The sequence below is a fragment of the Pedobacter sp. ASV12 genome (assembly GCF_016429155.1).
Taxonomy (GTDB): Bacteria; Bacteroidota; Bacteroidia; order Sphingobacteriales; family Sphingobacteriaceae; genus Pedobacter.
The window spans coordinates 1-20,600 of record NZ_JAELUC010000010.1; the positions used below are offsets into that span (position 1 = coordinate 1).

Genomic DNA, 20,600 nt, shown 5'->3' on the forward strand with positions numbered 1-20,600 from the left:
CCCCCCCCCCCCCCCCTTTTTCACCCCCCCCCCCCCCCCCCATACCTACACATGTCGTGGTTCGTCGGCAGCGTCAGATGTGTATAAGAGACAGAGACTATTGGGATCATTTATTGGAACTTGAAAGAAGACGCAAATTTTAGTGGTAAAATTGATGCTTTTCAAGTTAGTTGCGACTACTAACGTTGTCCAGCAACGCTTCTAGCTCTATTAGATGTTTCGAAGCAGGTAGGCGCTTTCCACTTTCCCATTCTGTGACAGTTGATTGGTCAACTTTCAATAGGTTTGCGAGCATAGAGGAAGTGGTTCCCGTTCTATACCGGTATGCTTTTATCTTACCAGAAAGTGTTGATTCATCAAAGTCTAATGGGTTATAACCCAAAAAGTCGATAATTTTTGGAAAGAATTTGATTTGTGGATTGCTTCTATTGTTTTCCCAATAGGTAATACAGTCTATACTTACATCAAACCTCTCAGCAACATCACTCTGCAACAACTTTAGTTCCATCCTTTTCTTACGGATATGCTCGCCAATTGTAACCGGCGAACTAGGATAAGAAAATGGCAAGGGCTTATCTACTTGCTTAACATATTTAAAACAAGGCAACGCATGTATGTCCTTGTGGCTTTTTCAATCATCCAGATAAGGAATGCTTATGTGCTCCGGGTGTGGTACAGAAATACCTGAGCAAGATTTCCGGTCCTTTGTTAGACCGCATCGATTTACATGTGGAGGTAACCCCGGTTAATTTTGAGCAACTTGCTTCCAATAGAAAAACCGAAAAAAGCGAACAGATCAGGTCACGCGTAATCAACGCAAGAACCATCCAGGGCGAACGCTTTAAAAACCAGGAAAATCTGCATGCCAATGCACAAATGAGCTCGAACATGGTGCGGCAAATTTGTGTGATAGACGAAACCGGGCAAAACCTCATTAAAATGGCGATGGAAAAACTGGGGCTTTCGGCGAGGGCCTACGATCGTATTTTGAAGGTGGCCAGAACCATCGCCGATTTAGACGAAAGCGAACAGATCAACACTCAACATCTCGCCGAAGCCATCCATTACAGAAGCCTGGATAGAGAAACCTGGGCGGGATGAGTCAAGATGCTTTATTTTTTACTTATGCCGCTTTTTGACAAGACTTGACGAGGCGGTATTTGTAATGTTCATGGCAGGTTTGGCAACGGGTCTTCTCAAGGCCGAAAGCGCTTTGTCGTTGCAACATGATTTACCTTTGCTTAAACAGGCTTCCTTTTTAACGGGAGTGGCTTTTGGAGCCTTGGTTTGCGCCTGGGCAACAAAACCTACGGCCGTCAGTAACAAAGCTAGGGCTAATTTTTTCATCGGGTTAGGTTTAGCTAAGTTCGGCTAATACGGTAATACCGCCTTTTACCACTTGATCCAGCTGCAGGTTTACCTTGGTGCCAATAGGCAGGAAAATGTCGACCCTAGAACCAAATTTGATAAAGCCAAACTGCTCGTTTTGCACCACTTGATCGCCTTCTTTCACATACCATACAATGCGTCGGGCCAATGCGCCTGCAATTTGCCTAAACAATACCGGGGTGCCGTTTTTATGTTCAACCACTACGGTGGTTCTTTCGTTTTCGGTACTCGATTTGGGGTTCCAGGCGGCTAAATATTTGCCCGGATGGTATTTGAAAAACTTCACAACGCCCGAAATCGGGTTGCGGTTAATGTGTACGTTTACCGGCGACATGAAAATAGAAACCTGCAGGCGTTTGTCTTTGAAATATTCGCCTTCTTCGGTCTCCTCAATAACCACTACTTTACCATCGGCAGGGCATATCACCAGGTTTTCGCCATTCGTAAACGTTCTTTTAGGGTTCCTAAAAAACTGCAGAACGATAATGAAGAGGGCAAAAGACACGATGTAAATCAGCCAGCGAAGCCAGGTTAAATCGGCAAATTTATAGTCAACAAAGGCGTTGAGCAAAAAGATAAACAGAACAGTTAACGCAATGCTGGTATAGCCTTCTTTGTGTATGGTCATTGTTTTGGGGTTTAATATGGCAAAATTCGGAAAAAAAGCGGGAATTTACGAATTACGATTTTAGATTTACGATTTAAGTGGTCCAGCATACACGATCTACGATCGAAAATCTACAATCGCCAATCTATATGGCTCTATAAATGTCTTTCAGGTTTCGGCCAAGCCCATCGTAATCGAGCCCATAACCCACTACAAATTCGTTGGGTATTTCGAAACCCACGTATTTCAGTTCTGCTATGGGGGCTTTGAGTGCCGCAGGCTTAAGCAACAGGCTACAGATACTTACCGATGCTGGCTTTTGTGCGTAAACCTTCTCCAGGATGTACTGCAGCGTTAATCCGGTATCAACAATATCTTCTACCAAAATAACATCGCGGTTTTCCAAGTCGCTGGGCAGGCCAAAGGTTTCCTTGATCTTTCCGCTGCTTTCGGTTCCATGGTAAGAAGCTACGCGGATAAAATTGACCTCGCAGGCAATATCGATTTCTTTCAGCAGATCGGCCATAAACAAAAAACTGCCATTGAGCACGCCTATAAAAACCGGACAGCGGTTTTCGTAATCCAGGTTCAGCTGTATGCCAATGAGGCGGGTCCGTTTGCCAATGGCATCGTTTTCGAGAAAGATTTCGAAGTCTTTGTTGTTTACTTGTATTTTATTCATCTGGGTTTAAGAAGCGCCATTTTCTTTGGCCTTTTCCTGCTCGCGCTCCTTTCGGCGCTGTTCACGACGTTCTTGGCGCAATTGTTTTTTGGTTTTAACGGTATCGGGTCTAATCATGGCTTTATTGTTCGCCGCGGTATCTTTTTTGGCCGAATTGCCACCAAACAAACGGTCGAACAAGCTTTTGCCTTTGTCTTGCATGGCGGCCGGCGGTAACATGCCGTCTTCGTCGGCATCAACAGCAGTGGTATCAACAACCGTCGAATCAGGCAGCAAATACTGCCTTAAGCCCTCACGCAGGCGAACGTTGTAAAAACCGTAACCGCTAGTATCGGCTGGCGTTAGCCCTCTTCTGGCCATGGTGCCTCCAATAAAGTTAAAATAAGGTAGCAAATAGCCTTTTAAGCTTCCGTCGCTCATAAACTTATACAAAGCTACTTTGGGCTTCGGCACAATATTGGCCAGGAAAATGCCTTCGCCTATGCTAAGTTCTGCAGGAGTCTTGCCAAAATAATGCCTCGAAGCTTCGCCAATTCCATACACGTTTTGGCCCATTTCGATAATGTTGAAATAAACCTCGAGCATGCGCTGCTTGCTCACCAGCTTGTTGTTTTCAATCAGCCAAACAATTAAAATCTCTTCCGCTTTGCGGGCCAATGTTTTTTGCCTGCTCAAGAAAACGTTTTTCACCAATTGCATAGAAATGGTGCTGCCACCGCGTTTAAAGCGCTTTTCCTTAAAGTTTACAGCGATGGATTTGCGGATGGATTCTTCCACAAAGCCATGGTGCCTAAAAAACGACGGGTCTTCTGAAGTAAGCAAGGCATTTTTGAAATTGGGCGAAATCTCATCCAGCCGTGTAAAATTGGGGTTAGACGGGCCAATGGTAATGTTGCGCATCGGCTTGCCGTATTCGTAAGGGGTGTACACAAAATCGCTGTTGATTTTCTGCAGATCGGTTTTGCCCCATTTCACGATTTTAAAATTGGTTGGGGTTAGCGTAGAGTTGAACTTTACGCTGTCTGGAATAGCGGTATCGAGGTAAAAATCGAGGTTGTAGCGCAATTTGCCTTGCACCTGCATGCCCTCTAGCGATTCGAACAATCCCAATGGAAAAGAATCGAAAATAGCCTGGGCATCCTGTTCTTCGGCCTTGAGCTTCATCTCGTAAATTTTGTTGGGCGACAAGGTGTATTTGAGAAAAGGATGGATGGAGGCCTTTTTCAGGTAAACTGTAGAAGTGCTATCCAGGCAAAGGAAGTTGTCGCCAATCAGCATATCGGCATCAATTTTGGCATCAGGCACGATAATGTCGGCCGAGGAAATGCGTTTTTGGTTGATCAGTAGGTTTTTGACACTCCAAGATCCGGATATTTTGTAGTCGCCACCGCTAAAATCGGCTTCCTTCATCTCGGTCCTTACGGTATCGAAGTTGATTTTGGTACTCAGTTTTCGTTCAATGTAAGGCAGTTCTACTTTTTTGCCATCGGCATAAAGCATAATGTTGAGGCGTTTTCTGCTGGGGTTCAGTTTGCCGTTGATGTGCCAGGTAGCCGCCGTATCGTTTACGGTAATGTTCGATTTGAGCTCGCCACCATCTATGGTAGCCGAAGTGGTAAGGAATTTGAGTGTAGCGGTATCGTTGTCGTTCAGCTGCATCATCAGGTTCTTCAGCTGCATGTCGTCGGGAATTTTATAGAAGACCTCGTTTAGCAGGTTGCTGGCCAAATCGCTGAGGGCTACTTTATTCGAGTTGCTGGTACTGTCCTTCTTTTTTCTTTTCAGGATGAAATCGAGGTTGGTAAGCGAATCCTTGAGCACCACATTGAGCTTGCCTTCGCTGAGGTTGATTTCAGACAGCTTTACGTTGCCAAAAATAAGGGGAAAGAGCTTCACGCCCACTGTAATATCGTTAATGGTGGCCAAGGTGTCGCGGTCTTTGGGCACTACCGAAATGTGCTGCATGCGTACGGCACTTAGGCCACTAAAGCCTGCCGATCCGATTTTGATTTCCAGTCCGTAGTCCTTATCCGCTTTGGCAATGGCCTTGGCCATCATTTTTTTGAGCAACGCCTCACGCTTGCCATAGGCCACCGCACCCAATGCAACAAGAACCAATGCAAAAACACCCAAAACCCAGGCGCCAATCTTGATATATTTTTTAGGAATTCTAATTTGAGGGAATTGCATAAACTAATGTAGAAATTATTGTTAAACAAACGCCTTGGGCAAATGTTTATTTCGTGTTAAAATTACAACAAAAAGGCCTATCACAAATTATTTATGCCTATGTTTTGTTAATTTTGGGGATGATAATTACCAATGAGCAGGTTTTAGCCGCTTTACGACATGTAGAGGACCCCGACCTGAAAAAGGACCTGGTTACGTTGCACATGATCAAAGACCTGAAAATCGAAGGTCAAACCATAGGCTTTACGTTAGAGCTGACTACCCCGGCCTGTCCGATGAAAGACATGCTGAAAAATGCCTGTATCAATGCCATTAAACATTTTGTTACGCCCGATGCCGAAATCAATATCAACATTACGGCCCGGGTAACCAAACCTTTAGATACCACGCAATTGAACGCCATTAAAAATATCATTTTGGTTTCGTCGGGCAAAGGCGGCGTCGGCAAATCAACCGTGGCCAGCAATTTGGCAGTTACCTTAGCCAAAGACGGTGCCAAGGTTGGACTGATTGATGCTGATATTTACGGGCCTTCGGTGCCGATTATGTTCGGGCTGGTTGGAGCCAAGCCAAGCGCACGGGAAGCCGAAAATGGCAAGACTTTGATTTTACCGATCGAAAAATATGGCATCAAGTTGCTTTCTTTGGGTTTTTTTGCCGATCCAGACCAGCCGGTGCCATGGCGCGGGCCAATGGCTTCCAATGCCATTAAGCAGCTGTTTAACGATGCCGATTGGGGCGAATTGGACTACCTGATTGTAGATTTACCTCCAGGAACCGGCGATATCCACATTACCATCAGCCAAAGCTTCCCGATAGCGGGTGCCGTTATTGTAACTACGCCACAACAGGTAGCCCTAGCCGACACCCGAAAAGGGCTGGCCATGTTCAGGATGCCTGGCATTAACATCCCGGTATTGGGGGTTATCGAGAACATGTCGTACTTTACACCGGCAGAGCTTCCTGAGAACAAATACTACATTTTTGGAAAAGATGGTGGCAAAGCATTGGCCGAACAGTACGGAGTACCTTTCTTGGGCGAAATTCCGTTGGTGCAAAGCGTAGCGGCTGCCGGCGATAACGGCGAACCGATAGCTACAGACCCGCAAAGCCCAGTAGCTTTGGCCTTTAGCGAAATTGCAGGCAAAATGGCACAGCAGGTTTCTATACACAACGTACAAGCGGCGAATTGCTAAAAATTTACTATTTTTATACTTTAAAAAATATAAGATGAGTTTAACGGAACAAGTAGAGCAAGCATTAGAAACCATTAGGCCTTATTTAATCGCCGATGGAGGAAATGTTGCCTTAGAAGAGATTACGCCGGAACATGTCGTAAAATTGAGGTTGTTGGGCAATTGCAGCTCCTGCAAAATGAGTTTTATGACCATGAAAGCCGGCATTGAGCAAGCGATCATGAAAGCCGTGCCAGAAATTAAAAGTGTTGTGGCTATTGATTTGGCCGAACAGGAATAGTTTTTTAACACATTTTAACTAGCCAATAAGCCTTTTACACGTATTTTTGTAAAATGAAGTACTGTCTAACCATCATATTATTGCTGTTTTCGGCCGTTGTTTTTGCGCAAGACGGAGGCAAAAGCAATAAACTGGTGCAGTTTTCGGGCATTATTACCGAGGCTGACAGCAATTCTGTTGTACCTTATGTGACCATTACCAACCTGAGCAACAAAGAGCAGAAATATGCTGCTAATTACCAGGGCTATTTTTCTTTTATTGTCCATCCAGGCGATACTTTGCTGTTTTCGGCCGTAGGCTTTACCAGCAAGACCTTTGTGTTGCCTACCGAAATAGCCGATCATAAATACACGGCGATGATTAAGATGAAATCGGAAATTGTGTATTTAAAAACCGTACGTGTAAACCCATGGGCTACGGTAGAAGAATTTACCAAAGACTTTCTGTCTATGAAGGTAGCCGATGACGATATGGCTATTGCCAAGAAAAACCTGTCGAGGACCAGCATTAGGGGCATGACCCTTACTTTGCCAAGAGATGCACAGGAAGTTAGCAACAGTAACTACCGCTACAACTTCGACCGCATGGTGAATGCCAACATGCGCCAAACCAATCCACTGCTTAATCCTTTTGCCTGGGGCAGGCTCATGCAGGAAATCTTTGCCGGCGACAAGGCGCGCAGCGAAGATAAATAAACGCATTTTTTTATGGTGATGATTAGTCCCACCTTGCCAAGAAGGAGAATGGCTGCTTGCTAGGCGCGAGCCCAAAGCTTACTAAAACCTTGATGGCCTGTGTTAGGCACTTCTTTACTGGCGCAATGCCGACTTAGCTACCGATTAAGCTCTACCTTTTCTTGCTTTGCTTAGGGAAACGCATTTTATAGTCGGTACGCACGTTGCCTTTCGAAATGTTTTCCAGCTTGCTTTTTAACAACTGTTTGCGCAACAAGCTCAACTTATCGGTAAACAGCTTACCTTCAATATGGTCGTATTCGTGCTGGATTACGCGAGCTGGAAATCCGCCTACTTCTTCTTCGTGCAACTGCCAGTTTTCGTCGTAGTAACGGATCAGGATGTTAGGTTTGCGCATCACGTCTTCCCTGATTTCGGGAATACTTAAACAACCTTCGTTAAAAGCCCAGGGCTCGCCGGTTTCAGCTAAAATTTCGGCATTGATGAATACCTTTTTGAAAGGCTCTTCGTCTTCGTCGGCACGGGTATCAACAACAAACAGCCTGATGGCCAAACCTACTTGTGGAGCGGCTAGGCCTACGCCATTGGCATTGTACATCGTGTCGAACATATTGCTGATCAACGCTTGCAAATCAGGATAGGTTTCGTCTATTGGCGTACAAACTTTCTTTAAAACAGGGTCTCCGTAGGCTACGATAGGTAATTTCATGTTGCAAAAATACGAAAAAGATTTTATATGGTATTCGGGAGCGTCAGCCCTAATGGCGTGGTGCCCATCATAATTGAGTATACTGTATTCCGTCTGAATGAAACTAGTCGACAGGATAGAAAACAAGCGAGCTCAGGTTCTTTTCGTCCAGCATCTCGTTTGCAATGTTTTGCATATCTGCAGTGGTTACGGCGTTGATTTTCTGAAAAACGGTAGTCAGGCTGTCAATCCGATCATAGTCGATCAGGCTTTTGGCCATCGAAATGATCAATCCGATCCGGTTTTCTTCGCCCAAAGCAATTTGGCCGATAAACTTGTTCTTGGCCTTGTGCAATTGGATTTCGGTAAAGGGATTGGTCTTTATCTTTCTAAATTCCTTAAAAATAAGGCTCCGGGCTTTGTCAACCTTTTCTTTGTCGGTGCCAAAATAAAGCGCAAAAATTCCGGTATCGCTCAAAGGGCTGTAATTGGTTTCGATGGTATAAGCGATGCCGTGTTTTTCGCGCAGCTGCAGATTCAGGATAGAGCTCATGCCGGTACCGCCCAAAATGTTGTTGAGCAGCAAAAGCCCGGTTTTATAAGGGTGATGCAGCGAATAGGCCTGTATGCCCATCATGCAGTGCGCCTGCATAATCTGCTTGTTAGACACCAGGTTTTGCACCAGCGCCTGCTGTGGAGCCATTCGGTTGCTTTGTCCAGTATTTGCAGGTACGCTTTCGAAATGCTTGGTGCCAATCTTAACCACCTTCGTAAGGTTATAGTTGCCCAAAACGGCTACTACAATTTGGTCGGTACGGTAATGCTGGCGGATAAAATGATGGATATCTTTTTGGCTCAGCGCACCAACGGTATCGGGGGTACCCAAAATGTTGCGCCCTAAGGCGTGTCCGGCAAAAAGCTGGTCTTCAAAATCGTCGTTAATGGCTTCTTCGGGCTGGTCCAGGTACGAAGTAATCTCGTCGAGCACGACGCCTTTTTCCTTCTCTATTTCCTCTTCTGGAAAAGTAGAATGGAAAACGATATCGTTAAAAAGCTCTAAAGTGCGGTCGAGGTAGGGATGCAGAAAAGAGGCATGGATGCAGGTGTATTCTTTGGTGGTATAGGCGTTCAGGTCGGCACCCACGCTTTCCAGCCGGGTTAAGATCTGGTTGGTATTGCGTTTTTCGGTCCGCTTAAAAATCAGGTGTTCGATAAAGTGGGCCAGGCCCATTTGCGCATCGCTTTCATCCCTCGATCCCGTATTGACAATAATGCAGGCATGAGAAATCGGCGATGCCGAAGGAACGTGCAAAAGCCTGATGCCGTTGCTTAAAGTATGAACATTATATTCCATTGAAGGCGCAAAGCTACGGCAATTTAAGTTATAAAATATCTGTATCCTGTAAACTTAGGGTATCGGCTACCTTGCTGGCGGTAGGCCTGCTCATGACCAAATTAATGAAAGGCATTCCGGCAAATATTAAAAAATAGAGGTTGCCGTGCATTAAGAAAACAACCAAATTAACCATTGACCCCGCCTCTAAAATGCCACATTTTGTTAAGAATGCCCTTTGATATCGAATAAACTTAGATTTCGTATCACTTGCGGAATCTATATTGGCAATTAGGCTGTTAAATAAAATATTACTTATCGTACTGCTAAAAATGGCTGTTAAAATAAATCCCCGTTCGTAATAGCCATTCGGCGATTGAAAGAAAAGCTTACTTTGGTTAATCAGTAAGCCTACCATGGCAAATGTAAATACCGCGACGCAAAAGGCAGTATGCATCAGTTGGATTACTTTAAGTTGTTGTTTCATGCAAGTGTAAGTATAATCAAAAATTCAGGAATTCGGTAAAGCAACAAAAAGGGAATATTTTCTATTATCGAAAATATTCCCTTGGATATGTTAAGATATTAGGTCGGTTTATTTTAAAGTTAGCTCAATAACGGGGATTTCGAAATTGGGCTTTTTCTTGGGCAACTTGAGTACCAGGTTGCTAGCGGTCGATTTGTTCAGGTCGGTTTGAAGCTCTGAGTTGTCGTGCAGAAATTGGGCATACGCAACCTTGTCTCTATAGCCCTCCAACACCATATTGCCATCTTTCGGATAATCGAATAAATGCACATACAGCTTCCTGGCTTCTTTGTTATAGGTAAGTTTGGTGCCTTCAACCGCCTTAAATTCGTTTGGCGCGAAGGTGCAGTTGTAAATCGATCTGGAATTGGCATGCATCCAAGAGCCTAAACTATCCAAGGCATTGGTGGCCCTATAGTCAAACTCGCCACGGGCAGTAGGCCCTACGTTCAGCAACAGGTTGCCGCCGTTGGCTACCGAGGTAATCAGCAAATCTAATAGCTGGCGATGGGTTTTCCAGGTATTTTCGTCGCGGTAATAGCCCCAAGAGCCTGAAAAGGTTTGGCAGGTTTCCCACACCTTTCCCCTGTATTTTTCGAGCTCTTTGGTGCCCACTTGTTCGGGTGTTTCAAAATCCTGCCCGTCTTCATACGCTTTCAGGTCTAAACGATTGTCGACAATGATACCAGGTTGCAATTTTCTGATCTGTTTAAGCAATTCTATCGAGCCCCAGTCGTCCTTGCCCTTGCCGTACTTTCCCGGATAGGAGAAATCGAGCCAAAGGATGTCTATTTTTCCATAATTGCTCAACAGTTCGGTAACCTGATTGTACATGTATTTGCGATACTTGGCCATATCTTTCCCCTTGTTTAGGGCGGCATAGCCACTATCGCTTTCCTTAACCAGTCTTTGCGGGTGCATCCGGTCTATCGTAAAATCGGGGTGATGCCAATCGATCAGCGAGTAATAAAAACCTATCTTAATGCCTTCGGCCCTAAAGGCCTCTACAAATTCTTTGACCAGATCTCTCTTGGCCGGCGTATTGGTGGCTTTATAATCGGTAAATTTACTGTCGAACAAGGTAAAACCTTCATGATGCTTGGTCGTGAGTACCGCATATTTCATCCCTGCTTTTTTTGCCTCCTTGGCCCAAACTTTGGGCTGGAACAAGTCTGGATTGAACTGTTGAAAGTATTTTTCATAGCCTTCGTTCGTTATTCGCTCGGCGTTTTTTACCCATTCATGGCGCGCCGGCAAGGCATACAAACCCCAGTGAATAAACATGCCGAAACGGGCATCGGTCCACCATTCCATTCTTTTTATTTTAGCTTCAGGGCTTTCGGTCCCTATTTTTTGTTGCGAAAATGCGGCGGTATAAACGGCTATCGCAAAAAGCAGGCATAACAGTGTTTTTCTTTTCATGGCTTGATGATTTGGTTAGAGGTATACAAGATAACCAGAAGCCTGCATTTAAAATTAAGCGCAATTGGCAAATGATTATGCTTTTTACACCTAAAGTAGTAGCCTTTCCAGGCATAAACGCTTGTTGAGCAAGGTTTTGGTCGGCAGGATGTTTGACAGGTTTTGCCGTATTCGCTGTCATTTTGACCTGTTTCGCATTTTGGAACAGGGCTTGATGGGTAAGGATATAATCAAAAAATTAGAAATTAAAATATGACAACAGAAAAAGGAAATATTTCCATACACACGGAGAACATTTTCCCGATCATCAAGAAATTCCTGTATTCGGATAATGAGATCTTTTTAAGGGAATTGGTTTCTAACGCAGTTGATGCGGTACAAAAAATAAAACGATTGGCGGCCTTGGGCCAGTACAATGGCGAGCTAGGCGAACCTCTGGTAGAAGTAAAGCTTGACGAAAAAGCCAAAACCATTACCATTAGCGACAATGGCTTGGGCATGACTGCCGAAGAAATCAAAAAATATATCAACCAAGTCGCCTTTTCGGGCGCCAGCGAATTTGTAGAGAAATTTAAGGACGCCAAAGATGCCAATGAAATTATCGGCAAGTTTGGTTTGGGCTTCTACTCTGCATTTATGGTAGCCGATTGGGTTGAAATCCAAACCTTGTCATATCAGGAAGGTGCAGCCGCGGCCAAATGGACCTGCGATGGCAGCACCGAATTTGAAATTGCCGACGGTAACCGTACCACCAGAGGTACCGATATTATTTTGCACATCAACAGCGAATCGGAGGAGTTTTTACACGAACACAAGCTGCAGGAGATTTTGGATAAATACGCCAAATTCTTGCCAGTGCCAATTAAATTCGGCACCAAAACCACACAAGAAGAAGACGGACAGGACGAAGAAGGCAAAACCAAATACAAATCGGTTGAGGTAGACAACATTATCAATACCACCAATCCGATCTGGACCAAAGCGCCTGCAGATTTGTCAGACGAAGATTACCTCGATTTTTACAAGCAGCTTTACCCTTTTTCGGAAGAGCCTTTGTTTTGGATCCACTTGAACGTAGACTATCCGTTTAACCTAACGGGGGTGCTTTATTTCCCTAAGGTAAAAGACGACTTCGATCTGCAACGCAACAAAATCAAGCTGTTCAGCCGCCAGGTGTTTATTACTGACGAAGTAAAAGACATCGTGCCAGAGTTCCTGATGTTGCTGCATGGCGTAATCGACTCGCCGGATATTCCGTTGAACGTGTCGAGAAGCTTCTTGCAAGCCGATAGCAACGTGAAAAAAATCAACAGCTACATCACCAAAAAAGTAGCCGATAAACTGGCCGAGCTGTTTAACAAAGACCGTAAGGCCTACGAAGAAAAATGGAGCAATATCGGTCTTTTTGTGAAGTACGGCATGATCAGCGAAGAGAAATTCTACGAAAAAGCCAAAGATTTCGCTTTGTTGACCAATACACAAAATGAGAACTTTACCCTAGAAGAATACAAGGAAAAAATCAAGGCCGAGCAAACCGATAAAAACGGTTCATTGGTTTACCTGTACACTACCGATCCTGATAAACAAGACGGTTTTATCCAGGCCGCCAATAAAAAAGGCTACGACGTGTTGCTGATGAATTCGCCTATCGATGGCCATTTTGTAAGCAGCCTGGAGCAAAAACTGGAAAAAACCTTGCTTAAACGTGTTGACGCCAGTGTAACCAACCAGCTGATTGAAAAAGACGAGCTGCACGAATCAGTATTGAGCGACGAGCAGTCGACCCAGGTGAAATCCATTTTCGAAAAAGCCATTGTAAAACCAGGCTTCAGCGTAGAAGTGGTAGGCTTAAGCCCAGACGACGCGCCGGTAACCATTACCATGGACGAATTTATGCGCCGCATGAAAGACATGGCCAAAATGGGCGGAGGCATGAGTTTTTATGGCAATATGCCCGATAGCTATAAGGTAGCCATTAACGGCAACCATAAATTGGTAGGCAAGATTTTGGCCACAACCAATGAAGAAGAGCAAAGCAAATACGCTAAACAGGCTGTAGACTTGGCCCTGCTTTCGCAAGGCATGCTTACTGGAGCAGAATTGACAGATTTTGTTAACCGCAGCGTAGAGCTGATCTAATAACCGAAATAAGAAAGGGTGTTTTAATCAAAACACCCTTTCGCTTTTTAATGCCTTTTTATGAGAAGAAGACTTCAATTCGCTCCCATAGCCATATTTTTATTTGTTTTTGCCTTGTTAAACGCCTACGTAACGGAGGGCTTGAGGCTGGTGGTTCCGTATTACGTATTGGCCATTTTTTGGTCGGTCGTAGTCGTTGTAACCCTTGCCTTGGCGGGTTCTATTTTTTACAGCCGTGGCAGAGAACTGGGTACGGCCTTCAAAATTTCGGCACATGCTTTTTTGGTGCTTTTGGTAAGCGAACTGCTCTTTGCCGTGGTATTGCTGTTTGGCGATGTTTATCGGCTGTTGGCAGGTACGGTTCATCTCATTGGCAACCACCGGTTTTTGGCGCCGGTTAGAAATCCTTATTGGGTAGATTTTGGCCTGGTGCTTTTCGGTTTAAGTGTGCTCTTGTTCGTTTACGGAATGCTACGGGGCAAATATGCGTATCGGGTAATCCATCATACTTTGCATTTCAACGATTTGCCCAAGGCTTTCGATGGCTTTACCATTACCCAGATTTCGGATGTACATGCGGGCAGCTTTAAAAACCAGGCCGCCGTACAACGGGGTATAGACCTGATTAAACAACAGGATTCGGATTTATTTGTGTTTACCGGCGACCTGGTTAACAACAAAGCCGAAGAAATCAAGCCCTGGATTGGTCATTTTTCGCAAATCAAGGCGCGCTACGGCCAGTTCTCGGTATTGGGCAACCACGATTATGGCGATTATGTAAAATGGCCAAGCGAAGAGGCTAAAAGGGCAAATCTGGCGCAGTTGAAAAAATACCATGCCGAATTGGGTTTCCGTTTGTTGCTCGACGAACACGTAACCTTGCAAAAAGAAGGCGAGCACATTATTTTGGCGGGCATAGAAAATTGGGGGCTCGGTTTTGGCGAGCGTGGCGACCTGCAAAAGGCACTGGAGCAAACCACCACCACCGAATTTAAGGTACTGCTTTCGCACGATCCGTCGCATTGGGAGCAACAGGTCAAAAACAATCCCTCAAAAATACAGCTAACCTTGGCCGGACATACGCACGGCATGCAGTTTGGCATCGAGGCTTTTGGCATCAAATGGAGCCCGGTTAAATTCCGCTACAACCATTGGGCGGGCATCAAAGCAGAAAACGGAAGATACCTGAACGTAAACAGAGGCTTTGGGTTTATCGGTTTTTCGGGACGCGTGGGCATTTGGCCAGAGGTAACGGTTATTACCCTTAAAAGAGCCTAGCCAAAAATTTCATAAAAAATAAGGGGCTTGTAGCGTTTGGCCCATTGGCGCCGTATAGGTTGGTAATATGTTAATGGCCATTAACCAATATGTACAAGTACCTAAAAATTTAATTATGAAATTACTCCATTACAAAGTTATCATTGCCACTATTGCGCTCTCTATTGCTTTCGCTTCATGTTCAAAGATAAAGTCTACGCCCGTACAGCTTTCGGGCTTAAGCCTCATCAACGCTGTGCCTACTGACGAAAAACTGGATGTTTTTATCGATAATGGCAAGGTAACCAATAACAATTTTGCCTACCTCGACAAATGGGATTATGCAAATGCCTATTCTGGCAACCGAAAAGTTGACATTTCCAAACAAGGAAGCGGCCTAAACCTAAGAACCGAGGTGATCAGCATGGAACCCCAGTTCGGCTATTCGCTTTTCGTTATTGATAAACTAGACAATGTGAAGCTCTTGTTGTTGAAAGACGACCTGACTACGCCAGCAACCGGAAAGGCAAAAGTTCGTTTTGTGAATTTAAGCTCCGATTCTGATCCCTTGGATTTGGCTATCGTTGGCAAAGCCGATCCATTGGCGACCAATAAAGCCTTCAAGGAATTCAGTACTTTCGAGGCGGTTGATGCGGCGGCTTCTGTAACCTTCAACATTAAAAACAAGGCTACAGGTGCTGTTTTGGCTACGCTAACCAATATCAACGTAGAGAGTGGCAAAATCTATACTATTTATGCCCGGGGCCTAAAGGCGTCTGTTGATGGCCCAACCGTATTCGGTGCCACTATTTTTACACACAAATAGTTCACCAAAGGCTTCCCATTAGTTCGGAAGCCTTTTTCTTGGCCGCAAGCTACAGGCTCGAACCGAAGAACCCTGGCTTGTGGCCTTTAATTTTTTGAGGACTAATGTTAAAATTGGTGAAAGCTATTTTTTTAGTTGAAACTAAGCATTAAGTTTGTTTTGATTATTGCCTTAAGCCTCAATGCACCTTTTCAGATTTGTCTTAATTTTATCGATTGCATTGAGCTGTGGCCTCTCCCAATTAAGGGCCCAAACCTTGCACAAGCTCGGGGGCAGCATCATCGATACGGCAGGCAAACCCATCAGCGAAGCCAATATCCTGCTGATCGCAGGTGCGGATACGCTTCGAACCACCAGCAACAAAGACGGTCGTTTTAGTTTTAAGGATATCAAGGCCTCCAAAGTAACCCTCAACATCAGTATCATCGGTTACGAGCGCTATGGGGCATTGCACGAACTCAAAGAAAAGACCACGACTTTAGCGCCTGTTACACTCAAAAATGCGGGCGAAATGCTCAAGGAAGTTGTCATCAGGCCCCAGCCCCAACCCATTCGGATCAAGAAAGATACCATCGAGTACGATGCGGCCGCTTTTAATGTAATGGAAGACGATCGGGTGACCGAGCTGCTAAAGCAATTGCCGGGCATGGAGGTTGACGACGACGACAATGTAAAAACCATGGGCAAGGAAATGACCAAGCTCCGGGTAAACGGCAAAGATTTCTTTACCAATAACGTTAAAGATTTTATCAGCAAGCTGCCGGCAAGCATCGTGGCCAAAATACAGGTGATAGACGATTATGGCGATCAGGCCAATTTTACCGGCATCAGGGTAGGCGAACCTGTAAAAATGCTCAATATTGTAACCAAGCCGGGTATGGACAAAGGTGTATTTGGCACCATAAGTACCGTTGGTGGCACCAACAGCCAGTACGGGGCAAAGCTCAACAGCAATATCTGGAGAGACCAAACGCAAATTGGCTTTAATGGCGGCTTTAACAAGGCCAACAACGGCGCGGGAAGCAGCAAAAACAGCAGCGCCAATGGCAGCTATCTTGACAAGATTGGCAAGAATATCAACAGCAACCTGAATTACAATTTTGGCAATATGCAAAGCGATAGCCAACGCGAATCGCTGATTGAGACCACGAATACCCTCGGTACGATTTTTAATCAGACAGGAAGCAACGGCAATAACAAAAGCAACAACAATAGCCTCGCCTGGGGCATACAGTCGTCTACCAAAAAAAGATTTTTCGTCATTAACCTTGGCTTGTCTCAAAACAAGGGAGCGAGCAATAGTCAAAGCTTTTCTAGGCAAAGCGGCATCGTAAAACAAGACCTGAACGATGAAAACAGATCTTCTAGCCATACGCCGAATATCAATGTCGGTGGCTCATGGTCGCAACGTTTTAAGCAAAGTAGGAATAACGTGAGCTTTAACTTTAATTTTAGCCGGGGTGTTACCAGTAGCGATCAGCAAATCAACAGCCACACCACTTATTACGACCCCAATAGCAGCGCTATGGTTAAAGACTCGATTTTAAATAGGTTGATAGATAGCCAGAACAAAAGTACCAATTTAGGCGGGGGCCTGAGCTTTAGCCAAACCTTGGGGAAAAAAGATACCATAGCTTCGCGAAACCTGAACATATCCTACAATTTTTCGGTAGGCAATGTCGAAAATTCGCTGCTTACCTATGTAACCGATGCGCAAGGTATTTCGCATTATGTTGATACGCTCAGCAATCGCTACCATTCTACCAATATCACGCAGAGTGCAGGCATCAGCTACAGCTACAACGCCAAGAAACTGAGCTACAACTTGGGCATTAACGCACAGCCCAACTTGATGAGGGGCAAATACGAAGACCGTAACGAACGCATCAGCAATAGCACGCTCAATTACTCGCCTACGCTTAATGTAAGTTACCGGATATCACCCTCCAACTCGTTTTCGGCCTATTACAATGGCAGCAGCCGGGCGCCGGGCTTCTATCAGCTGCAACCGGTAAAAAACACACAGAACCTGCAAAACATAGTTATCGGAAACCCCGAACTCAAGCCGTCTTTCAGTCATGCCATCAACATGAATTATAACCTGGTAGGCTTAAAAACTGGCAAATCGCTACAGTTGGGCATTGGGGCTTCTACCGTGCAGAACCAGATTGTAACCAACGTAATTTTGCGGCGCGATACCCTGAATAGCCTAAAACAGGAAACCCACTACGAAAACACCAACGGAACTTACAACGTAAATGGGAACTACGCGTTTACCCTCCCCTTTGGCAACCGGAAATACAATGTTGGCCTCAGAGGCAACGTGGGCTATTCGCAAAATGTGTCGTTTACCGATAACGTAAAACTCTTTAACCACGGCGTTAATTTTAGCCAAGCCCTTAATTCCGGCTACAATAGCAAGAAGTTCTCGGCAAGCGGAAGCGTAAGCTATAGCCTGAGCACCAATAACTATTCGTTGCAGCAACAAAACACTAAAAACATCGAGAACTGGTTTTTTAACCTCACTGCACGCGCCAACCTGTTTAAGGGATTGAATGTAGGCTTAAACGGCTCTAAAAGGATCAATTCAGGCTATGCTTTGGGCAATAACAATCCGCTGATTATTAACGCCAGCATCAGCCAAGCCTTTTTTAAAAAGAAATCGGCTACCATTAGTATACAGGGCTACGACTTGCTAAAGCAAGGCAACAACCTGTCGCGTTATGTTTCAGGCAACTCGATTGTCGACAGCAGGTCTAACCAGCTTACCCGCTATTTTACGTTTAACCTAAGCCTCAATTTGCAGCAATTTGGCTCAAAATAAGCCAATCGAATAATCGTTATATTTGCAAGGATGAAAAATAAAGCTGTTGCGATAAAAAAGTATATAATCAATGGCCTGTTTATTGGTTTATTGGCCTTGTTGCTTTTTGTGCCTTCGGCAAAAGCGCTTGTAATCAGAGGGCTGATGGAAATCGGGTTATACAATCCGGAAGTAGCGGCCAAGCCCGTTACCGCAAAGGCCGATTTATCGGGCATTCGGTTTAAAGATGCAAAAGGAAGAACGCTGAGCCTGGCCGATTTGGAAGGCAAGGTTATCTTCCTTAATTTCTGGGCTACCTGGTGTCCGCCATGCCTAGCCGAAATGCCTTCGGTAAACAAGCTTTATGAGCACTATAAAAACGATAGTGAAGTGGTCTTTTTGCTGGTGGATGCCGATAGCGACTTTGCAAAATCGCAGGCCTACATGGACCGCAAAAAATATGCTTTGCCTGTGTACAACTTTGCCAGCAACTTGCCCGAAACCTTGTTTAAAGGAGCGTTGCCAACTACCGTGGTGTTCGACAAAAAAGGACGTTTGAGCTATAGGGGCGAAGGCGCCGCCAATTATGCCAGCAAAAAGTTCGTCGGCTTTATCGAACAGCTCAAAGCCTTAAAAAACTAAGATTATGCAACCATTTGATATAGAGATCGGAAATACCAGTTATGCGGTTTTTCCGGAAGGAAACAACACCTACACCATTTTTAAAAACGGGAAAATGTATGTACAGATCCAGAAAGACACCGAATCAATCTGGCTAAAGCTCGACGAGCAAACCGAAACCCCTTTGTTTGAAGAAAATCCTGAAATCAACGAAATAGGCAAACGCATAGAGGCCTATAAAGAACTACCTGAAGAAGAGGACGATGATTACGAAGATTAATGCCCTTATTCGTTATTTCGGATAATCAGGTAATAGATCACGTAAAGCCAACCGAAAAGGCCCGCTAAGGCTGAGGTTAACACCGAATTGGTCCTTGTCCAACAAATGGCAACAGCCAAGGCGCTACCGATGCCAATTCCGTTGCCGATAGCCGTATTGGTTACATTGCCATCAGCGGCCAAGAGCGTGGTAATTGAGCCGAAAAAAACAACGAGGGATAACAAAGCTGATTTTTTTAACATAGCGAAGAGTTTGTTTTTGCATAAATATAAGCTACTTGGCTAGACAATAAAAAGGCAAGTTGCGATTGCCTGTTTTTGCTCAATGCCATTTTCCGGTGCGCAGGTAATAGCGCAGCAGGGCCAGCAATGCCAGGCAAAACGACAAGCCCAAAAGGTATAGGCCGAGTATGATTAGTTTTTTCTTCGTCATGGTAATTTTTCGCACAGGTTAAGAGCTTTTGCAATCAGGCTTATAGAGCCAGCATTTAGGTCTGCTATCTTTTTTTCAAAAAGCCTTTTGAGGCTAGGAATTTTTTGAAGTCCTGCAAGTTTATATTCCTGCTAATAATTTTTCCGTTTTCGTCAAGCAAGATATTCTGTGGAACATAAGAGATCAAAAGTTTCGTTTGGAGCGACACATCCTTTTGCAGGTAGTTGTGCCAGGCCAATTTTTCTTCTTGCAGCGCCTGTTGCCAATGCCTATCGTTTTTGTCGATGCTGATAGAAATGAGTTGCAGCTTGTTGGTGTCAATGGCTTGATAAAGAGAGCGGAGTTCTGGAAACTGTGCCCTGCAGGGTTTGCACCAGCTTGCCCAAAAATCAAGCAGGTAATATTTCTTGGTTAGCAAAGTTGTAAAACGATGCGGTTTTCTGCTTTTATCGAGCACCTCAAAACCAGGGAGTATTCCAGCCTCGATCATTTTGGAGCTATTGATCAACCCAAGGACATAATTCCCTTCGGGGGTGTTCTTTAAAGATGGGTCGAGCGCCTTATAATATTTTTCAATTAGCGGATAAGGAAGTGCATGCGTGAGGTCGGTCAACCGATAGAGCGTGTAGTAAGCTTTTCGGTGCGCTACAACATCGGTATAGGTTCTACGTTGATAAGCTTCCCACCTTTCTTGCAATGGCCGTGTTTTTGGGGAGATTGGAGTTGCTTTTTCCAAAATGTCCACAGCCCGGTCAAGCGGTATAAAATCTGGTTTGGCCATGAATCCCTTTGCATCAAGCAAATGGTTTTCGCCGCCTTCAACCGTCATTGATGTTGCGTTTTCATATCCTTTGAGTTGAATTGGCTGCTCGTTGGACAAGGGCTTTACCCTTAAAACGGCATCAGAATAGATAAAGTCGCCGGTAAAACCAACGATGTTCCCCTTGGCATTATAAAGCGTAAGGTTGGCGATAAACGATTGCGAATGTCTGAGCTGCCAATCGAAAGGCTTCCGGGTAACGGCCATCGAATCGAACCTGACCTTCTGCCAGCCACTGTCTGTCAGTTGAAGTTTCCAAAGGATGGCCTTTAAAGGCAAGGCGCTTGCCTCGGGTATGTCTAAAACTATTTTGGGCGTACTTGGCCTACAACCCAACAATAAAATACAAAGCAACAGGTTAAGCAAAAACCTCATGTCATATCGTTTAAAATCTGCCTATCATTTCCGACAGGC

The 20,600-nt window shown here is 44.8% G+C and carries 20 protein-coding genes and 1 pseudogene; 10 read left to right on the forward strand and 11 right to left on the reverse strand.

From position 1 onward, the window contains the following. Nucleotides 1-166 precede the first annotated feature (166 nt). Nucleotides 167-607, reverse strand: a complete 441-nt coding sequence (locus tag JHD69_RS04660) for a helix-turn-helix domain-containing protein (protein WP_370583452.1) — start codon at nucleotides 605-607, stop codon at nucleotides 167-169. Nucleotides 608-615: 8 nt separating this feature from the next. On the opposite strand from JHD69_RS04660, the pseudogene JHD69_RS04665 reads away from it, so the two are divergent. Then, a pseudogene (locus JHD69_RS04665) lies at nucleotides 616-1,101 on the forward strand (ATP-binding protein); the annotation flags it as partial. An 18-nt stretch (nucleotides 1,102-1,119) separates the two neighbouring features. On the opposite strand, the gene JHD69_RS04670 reads toward JHD69_RS04665, so the two are convergent. From JHD69_RS04670 to JHD69_RS04685, 4 genes are all read right to left on the reverse strand, one after another. Further along, nucleotides 1,120-1,347, reverse strand: a complete 228-nt coding sequence (locus tag JHD69_RS04670; RefSeq protein WP_199137841.1) for a hypothetical protein — start codon at nucleotides 1,345-1,347, stop codon at nucleotides 1,120-1,122. A 10-nt stretch (nucleotides 1,348-1,357) separates the two neighbouring features. Continuing rightward, nucleotides 1,358-2,017 (reverse strand): phosphatidylserine decarboxylase family protein, encoded by a 660-nt coding sequence (locus JHD69_RS04675; RefSeq protein WP_199137843.1) that lies wholly within the window; start codon nucleotides 2,015-2,017, stop codon nucleotides 1,358-1,360. Between the two features lie 124 nt (nucleotides 2,018-2,141). Continuing rightward, nucleotides 2,142-2,678, reverse strand: coding sequence for a hypoxanthine phosphoribosyltransferase (hpt, locus tag JHD69_RS04680; RefSeq protein ID WP_199137845.1), 537 nt, complete (start codon nucleotides 2,676-2,678; stop codon nucleotides 2,142-2,144). Between the two features lie 6 nt (nucleotides 2,679-2,684). Beyond that, nucleotides 2,685-4,868, reverse strand: a complete 2,184-nt coding sequence (locus JHD69_RS04685) for a transglycosylase domain-containing protein (RefSeq protein WP_199137847.1) — start codon at nucleotides 4,866-4,868, stop codon at nucleotides 2,685-2,687. Between the two features lie 119 nt (nucleotides 4,869-4,987). On the opposite strand from JHD69_RS04685, the gene JHD69_RS04690 reads away from it, so the two are divergent. Genes JHD69_RS04690 through JHD69_RS04700 form a run of 3 tightly spaced genes read left to right on the forward strand, consistent with a single transcriptional unit; the run spans nucleotide 4,988 to nucleotide 7,039 of the window. Next, nucleotides 4,988-6,064 (forward strand): Mrp/NBP35 family ATP-binding protein, encoded by a 1,077-nt coding sequence (locus JHD69_RS04690; RefSeq protein ID WP_199137849.1) that lies wholly within the window; start codon nucleotides 4,988-4,990, stop codon nucleotides 6,062-6,064. Between the two features lie 34 nt (nucleotides 6,065-6,098). Then, the gene (locus JHD69_RS04695; RefSeq protein WP_199137851.1) at nucleotides 6,099-6,344 is read left to right on the forward strand and encodes a NifU family protein; all 246 of its coding nucleotides are present in this window, start codon (nucleotides 6,099-6,101) and stop codon (nucleotides 6,342-6,344) included. 53 nt (nucleotides 6,345-6,397) lie between these two features. Continuing rightward, nucleotides 6,398-7,039: a hypothetical protein gene (locus JHD69_RS04700; RefSeq protein ID WP_199137853.1), complete on the forward strand. Its 642-nt coding sequence runs from the start codon at nucleotides 6,398-6,400 to the stop codon at nucleotides 7,037-7,039. 151 nt (nucleotides 7,040-7,190) lie between these two features. Here the strand turns inward: JHD69_RS04700 and def are convergent, their stop codons facing one another. From def to JHD69_RS04720, 4 genes are all read right to left on the reverse strand, one after another. Then, nucleotides 7,191-7,748 carry a peptide deformylase gene (gene def / locus JHD69_RS04705; RefSeq protein ID WP_199137854.1) on the reverse strand — a complete coding sequence of 186 codons (558 nt, stop codon included), beginning with the start codon at nucleotides 7,746-7,748 and terminating at the stop codon, nucleotides 7,191-7,193. A gap of 103 nt (nucleotides 7,749-7,851) precedes the next feature. Beyond that, on the reverse strand, nucleotides 7,852-9,081 hold the full coding sequence (locus tag JHD69_RS04710) for a M16 family metallopeptidase (RefSeq protein WP_199137856.1): 1,230 nt from the start codon (nucleotides 9,079-9,081) through the stop codon (nucleotides 7,852-7,854). 28 nt (nucleotides 9,082-9,109) lie between these two features. Beyond that, nucleotides 9,110-9,547, reverse strand: a complete 438-nt coding sequence (locus JHD69_RS04715; protein WP_199137858.1) for a hypothetical protein — start codon at nucleotides 9,545-9,547, stop codon at nucleotides 9,110-9,112. Nucleotides 9,548-9,655: 108 nt separating this feature from the next. Further along, nucleotides 9,656-11,008 (reverse strand): alpha-L-fucosidase, encoded by a 1,353-nt coding sequence (locus tag JHD69_RS04720; protein ID WP_199137860.1) that lies wholly within the window; start codon nucleotides 11,006-11,008, stop codon nucleotides 9,656-9,658. 252 nt (nucleotides 11,009-11,260) lie between these two features. Here JHD69_RS04720 and htpG point away from each other — a divergent pair, with 252 nt between their 5' ends. The 6 genes from htpG to JHD69_RS04750 all read left to right on the forward strand — a co-directional run bounded on the left by htpG (nucleotide 11,261) and on the right by JHD69_RS04750 (nucleotide 18,934). After that, the gene (gene htpG / locus JHD69_RS04725) at nucleotides 11,261-13,147 is read left to right on the forward strand and encodes a molecular chaperone HtpG (protein WP_199137861.1); all 1,887 of its coding nucleotides are present in this window, start codon (nucleotides 11,261-11,263) and stop codon (nucleotides 13,145-13,147) included. 60 nt (nucleotides 13,148-13,207) lie between these two features. Next, on the forward strand, nucleotides 13,208-14,425 hold the full coding sequence (locus tag JHD69_RS04730) for a metallophosphoesterase (protein ID WP_199137862.1): 1,218 nt from the start codon (nucleotides 13,208-13,210) through the stop codon (nucleotides 14,423-14,425). A 115-nt stretch (nucleotides 14,426-14,540) separates the two neighbouring features. Continuing rightward, on the forward strand, nucleotides 14,541-15,230 hold the full coding sequence (locus JHD69_RS04735) for a DUF4397 domain-containing protein (RefSeq protein WP_199137863.1): 690 nt from the start codon (nucleotides 14,541-14,543) through the stop codon (nucleotides 15,228-15,230). 256 nt (nucleotides 15,231-15,486) lie between these two features. Beyond that, nucleotides 15,487-18,054, forward strand: a complete 2,568-nt coding sequence (locus tag JHD69_RS04740) for an outer membrane beta-barrel protein (protein ID WP_199137864.1) — start codon at nucleotides 15,487-15,489, stop codon at nucleotides 18,052-18,054. Between the two features lie 30 nt (nucleotides 18,055-18,084). Further along, nucleotides 18,085-18,675: a TlpA family protein disulfide reductase gene (locus JHD69_RS04745; protein WP_199137865.1), complete on the forward strand. Its 591-nt coding sequence runs from the start codon at nucleotides 18,085-18,087 to the stop codon at nucleotides 18,673-18,675. A 4-nt stretch (nucleotides 18,676-18,679) separates the two neighbouring features. Next, the gene (locus JHD69_RS04750) at nucleotides 18,680-18,934 is read left to right on the forward strand and encodes a hypothetical protein (RefSeq protein WP_233165697.1); all 255 of its coding nucleotides are present in this window, start codon (nucleotides 18,680-18,682) and stop codon (nucleotides 18,932-18,934) included. A gap of 5 nt (nucleotides 18,935-18,939) precedes the next feature. Here JHD69_RS04750 and JHD69_RS04755 read toward each other — a convergent pair whose 3' ends face one another. After that, nucleotides 18,940-19,176 carry a hypothetical protein gene (locus JHD69_RS04755; RefSeq protein ID WP_199137866.1) on the reverse strand — a complete coding sequence of 79 codons (237 nt, stop codon included), beginning with the start codon at nucleotides 19,174-19,176 and terminating at the stop codon, nucleotides 18,940-18,942. Between the two features lie 254 nt (nucleotides 19,177-19,430). After that, complete coding sequence (locus JHD69_RS04760; protein WP_199137868.1) at nucleotides 19,431-20,561, reverse strand: TlpA family protein disulfide reductase; 1,131 nt, start codon at nucleotides 20,559-20,561, stop codon at nucleotides 19,431-19,433. Nucleotides 20,562-20,600: the final 39 nt, after the last annotated feature.